Source organism: Roseomonas sp. TS2 (genome assembly GCF_058833935.1).
The window spans coordinates 1-4850 of record NZ_JCACVY010000254.1; the positions used below are offsets into that span (position 1 = coordinate 1).

The following is a 4850-nucleotide window of genomic DNA, read 5'->3' on the forward strand; positions in this document are numbered from 1 at the left end:
GACCGCTACATGTTCCGACAGCTCGGCGTGTCGCTGCTCGCCGTCACCGTGGGGCTCGCCGCCCTGGTCTGGCTGACGCAGAGCCTGCGCTTCATCGAGCTGGTGCTGGACCGCGGCCTTTCCCTCGCGGTCTTCATCGAGCTGACCGGCCTGCTGCTGCCCAGCTTCTTCGCGGTGATCCTGCCCATCACCACCTTCGTGGTGACGCTGTTCACCTATGTGCGGCTGAACGCCGACCGCGAGCTGGTGGTGATGCGCGCCGCCGGCCTGTCGGACTGGCAGCTCTCGCGCCCGGCGCTGCTGGTGGCCTCCATCGCCACCGCGCTGGCCCTGTTCATGCAGCTCTGGCTGGTGCCGGTCAGCCATGCCGCCTTCCGCGCCTGGCAGTTCGAGATCCGCAACGAGATGGCGGCCATCCTGCTGCAGGAAGGGGTGTTCAGCAGCCTGGGCGACACGCTCACCGTCTATGCCCGCCAGCGCGCCGCGGACGGCACCCTGCGCGGCATCCTGGTGCACGACATGCGCGAGCCGGGCACGCCCGTCACCATCATGGCGCAGGAGGGGCGGCTGGTCTCCACCCCCGCCGGCCCGCGCGTGACGCTGCTGAACGGCGTGCGCCAGCAGATGGAGCCGGCCACGGCCACCCGCCCCGCGCGCCTCTCCGTGCTCTCCTTCGCCGAGAACAGCGTGGACCTGGCCAGCACCTCCAACAGCCCCGCCGAGACCGCCCGCAACCGCGACTCGCGCGAGCGCTTCGTGGGCGAGCTGCTGCACCCCGACCCGGAGGAGAACCTGCCGGAGCGCGACATCCGCAAGTTCCGCGCCGAGGGGCACCAGCGCCTCTCCTCCCCCTTCACCGCGCTCTCCTTCGCCATGGTCGGGCTGGCCACGGCGCTGGCCAGCGGCTTCCGCCGGCATGGCGACTGGCGGCCGGCGACCCTCGGCGTCGGGCTGGTGGTGGTGCTGCTGGCGCTGGGCCTCGCGGTGGGCAACCTGGCGGCGCGCAACAACGCCGCCATCCCGCTGGTCTGGGCGCAGGCCGTGGTGCCGGGGCTGATCGCGGCCTGGGTGCTCTCCGGCAGCCCGGGCCTGCCGCGCCGCCGGCCCGGCACGGCGGAAGGCTGAGCCGGCATGATGGCCTTCTCCTACACCCTCTCCGCCTACATCGCCCGCCGCTTCGCGGGCATGGCGCTGGCGCTGGTCGCGGCGCTCACCGGCCTCGTCGCGCTGTTCGACTTCATCGAGCTGCTGCGCCGCGCCGCCACCCGGCCGGAGGCCACCTTCGGCCTCGTCGCCTCCATCGCCTCGCTGCGGCTGCCCTTCGTGGTGCTGCAGATCCTGCCCTTCGCCGTGCTGCTGGGCGGCATCATCGCCTTCTGGCGCCTCGCCCGCTCCTCCGAGCTGGTGGTGGCGCGCGCCGCCGGCGTCTCGGCCTGGAGCTTCCTGGCGGGGCCGGTGCTGGTGGCGCTCTGCCTCGGCACGCTGGCCATCACCGTCGTCTCGCCGCTCTCCGCCGCCATGCTGGCGCGCGCCGAGCGGCTGGACGCCACCTACCTGCGCAACGCCACGGGCCTGTCCTCGCTGGCGGGGGGGCGGCTCTGGCTGCGCCAGGCCGACGCCACGCTGGAGCCGGGCGGCGTCGCCATCCTGGCCGGCGTGCCGGAGATCGGGCGGGAGGGCTTCCAGCTCACCCAGGTCTCGCTGTGGCGGCTCGCCGCCAACGACCGGCCGCTGGAGCGGGTGGAGGCGCCGCGCGCCCGCCTCATCCCCGGCGCGTGGGAGCTGGAGCAGGCGGTGGCCTTCGGCAGCGACCGCCAGCCCTCGGCGCCGGGCACGCTGCGCCTGCCCACCACCCTGACGCCCGACCGCATCGAGGACAGCTTCGCCAGCCCCGACACCCTCTCCTTCTGGGCGCTGCCGGGCTTCATCGCGGTGCTGGAGAGCGCCGGCTTCTCCGCCATGCGGCACCGGCTGCACTTCCATTCCCTGCTCTCCCTGCCGCTGCTGACGGCGGCCATGGCGCTGATGGCGGCCGGCTTCTCGATGCGCCATTCCCGCCGCGGCGGCGTGGCGCGGATGATCGGCGCCGGCATCGCCGCCGGATTCGCGCTGTTCCTGCTGGACAAGGTGTCGGAGGAGTTCGGCCAGGCCGGCACCCTGCCGGTGGCGCTGGCCGCCTGGGCTCCCTCGATCGCCGGCCTGCTGCTGGCGCTGACCCTGCTGATCTACCAGGAAGACGGCTGAGCCGGGCCGGGAGCCACGATCCGGGCTCCCGCCTCCAGGCCCGGCCTCCAGGCTCCGGGGCACGGTGCGCCGGAGGCCGCCGGCGGCGCCTGAGCGCAATGTGATGCCGCCCCGGCGCCCCTCGGCCCGCCCCGGCGCCGCGCATCCCTCTCGCCGCGCTCCGCCGAAGCCGCTATGGAAGCGGCATGGACCGAGCCATGCGCGACGCCGGGGAGCCCCCGGCAGGGAAGACGGATCGCCGGGGAGGGCCGCGGCGCTCCCTGCCGCCGGCCGGCTGGCGTGCCGCCCTGCTGGGCAGTGCCGTGCTGCTTTCCGCCAGCCTGCCGCTGCACCAGGCCGAGTCGCAGCCCGCCGCGCCGCAGCCAACCGGCGCGGTGCCGGCCGCCCCGCCGCAGGCCACAGCGCCCCAGGCAACAGCGCCCCAGGCAACACCGCCCCAGACCGGCAACAACGCCCCCGTCACCTTCACCGCCGAGGAGGTGGAGTACGACCAGGCGCGCGACCTCGTCACCGCGCGCGGCGCGGTGGAGGCCTGGCAGAACGAGCGCATCCTGCGCGCCGACCGCTTCACCTTCGACCGCAACACCGGCATCGCCACCGCCGAGGGCAACGTCCAGCTGCTGGAGGCGGACGGGCAGGTGCTGTTCGCCGACCGCGCCGAGCTGACCGGCAACATGCGCGATGGCGTGGTGGAGGGGCTGAAGGCCCGCCTCGCCCAGAATGGCCGCATGGTGGCCAGCGGCGCCCGCCGCACGGATGGCACCATCCTCGACATGTCGCGGGTGCTCTACACCTCCTGCGACCTCTGCGCCGAGAACCCGGAGGCGCCGCCGCTGTGGCAGCTGCGCGCCCGGCTGGCCACGCACGACCAGGAAGCCAAGCGCCTGCGCTACCGCGACGCCTCGCTGATGCTGGGCGGCGTGCCGGTGCTCTACACGCCCTATCTCTCGCACCCCGACCCCTCGGTGCCGCGCCAGTCCGGCTTCCTGACGCCCACCTTCGGCAGCAGCAGCTTCCTCGGCGGCTTCCTCACCACGCCCTACTACTGGGCGATCGACCCCAGCCAGGACCTGACCCTCTCGCCGACCTTCTCGACCAAGCAGGACCCGGCGCTCGGCTTCGACTACCGCCGCCGCTTCAACAGCGGCGAGATCCAGGCCACCGGCTCCGTCGGCCAGCGCGACGGCGCGCCGGGCGAGGAGGGCTGGGGCGGCCACATCTACAGCCGCGGCCAGTTCTCGATCGACGAGAACTGGCGCACCGGCTTCAACCTGAACCGCGCCAGCAGCGAGAACTACCTGCGCGCCTGGCGCTACCCGGCGCCCCGCCAGCTCTCCTCCGACGCCTATGCGGAGGGCTTCTGGGGCACCGAGGCCTATGCCCGCGTCGATGGCCGCGCCTATCAGGGCCTCTCCGAGGTGGACGACACGGGGCAGATCCCGCTCGTTCTGCCCAACCTCTTCGCCGATTACTGGGTGGGGCGCGACCGGCTGGGCGGCTATCTCAGCGCCGATATCGGCGCCTTCGCCCTCTTCCGCGACGAGGGGACGGACACCCGCCGCATCGCCTCCCGCCTGCGCTACGACCTGCCGCGCATCGACCGCTTCGGGCAGGTCTGGACCTTCCGCGCCCAGGCGGACGGGCTGGCCCGCTGGGTGGACGACCTCGACCTCGCCCCCAACTTCGCCAGCCGCAACACCGCCACCGACGCCACCGGCAATATCCGCGTGGCGCTGGACTGGCGCCTGCCGATGAGCCGCAGCGCCGGCGCCTACGGCACCCAGCTGATCGAGCCGCGGGTGCAGCTCGTCACCGGTCCGGCGACGGGGCGGCAGACCCTGGTGGCGAACGAGGACAGCCTCGACTTCGAGTTCACCGACGCCAACCTGTTCGAGCTCAACCGCTTCCCCGGCCGTGACCGGCAGGAAGGCGGCAGCCGGGTGGACGCCGCCTTCCGCGGCGCCTGGTTCTTCCCCAATGGCGGGCAGGTCGAGGCGCTGGTCGGCCGCTCCTTCCGCGCCAGCGAGGAGGCGGTGTTCGATGTCAATTCCGGCCTGCGCGACCAGGCTTCGGACTGGGTCGGCCGGGTGCGCTTCTCCCCTGTTTCCTGGCTGGACCTGACCGCCCGCGCCCGGCTGGACAAGGAGAACCTGGACAGCCGGCTGGTCGAGACCCGCGCCCAGCTCAGCCTCGGCCGCGTGACGCTCGGCGCCGGCTACCTCTACACTGACCCCTCCACCGCGCTGATCTCGACCCGCGAGCGGCGCGAGGTCTCGGGCTCCGCCCAGGCGCAGATCACCCGCTTCTGGCGCGGCGGCGGCTTCGGCCGCTACGACCTGGAGCTGGACCGCGCCGTCTCGGCCGGCGTCAACCTCACCTACGAGGATGAATGCCTGATCTTCGACACGCGCTTCGCCAAGACCTACGCGGAGCCGAGCAACCGCGCCTCCTACTATCCTTCCGACACCGTCCTGCTGTTCCGTGTCTCGTTCAAGACGGTGGGCGATTTCGGCTTCCGCGCGATCTGACGCCCTCCCCGGCGTCATACCCTGGCGCCATCCCCGCCGCCCTGCGCGATTGGGGCTGGCGGAGGATGCGCACCCGGC

The 4850-nt window shown here is 73.3% G+C and carries 3 protein-coding genes; all 3 read left to right on the plus strand.

The window, feature by feature from the left end:
* Positions 1-1125, plus strand: a 1125-nt coding sequence (gene lptF / locus ACZJYS_RS22645) for an LPS export ABC transporter permease LptF (protein ID WP_493180415.1), incomplete at its 5' end; no start/stop codon positions are given.
* A gap of 9 nt (positions 1126-1134) precedes the next feature.
* Complete coding sequence (gene lptG, locus ACZJYS_RS22650; RefSeq protein ID WP_109516987.1) at positions 1135-2244, plus strand: LPS export ABC transporter permease LptG; 1110 nt, start codon at positions 1135-1137, stop codon at positions 2242-2244.
* A gap of 185 nt (positions 2245-2429) precedes the next feature.
* Positions 2430-4772, plus strand: a complete 2343-nt coding sequence (locus ACZJYS_RS22655) for an LPS-assembly protein LptD (RefSeq protein WP_493180416.1) — start codon at positions 2430-2432, stop codon at positions 4770-4772.
* Positions 4773-4850 lie beyond the last annotated feature (78 nt).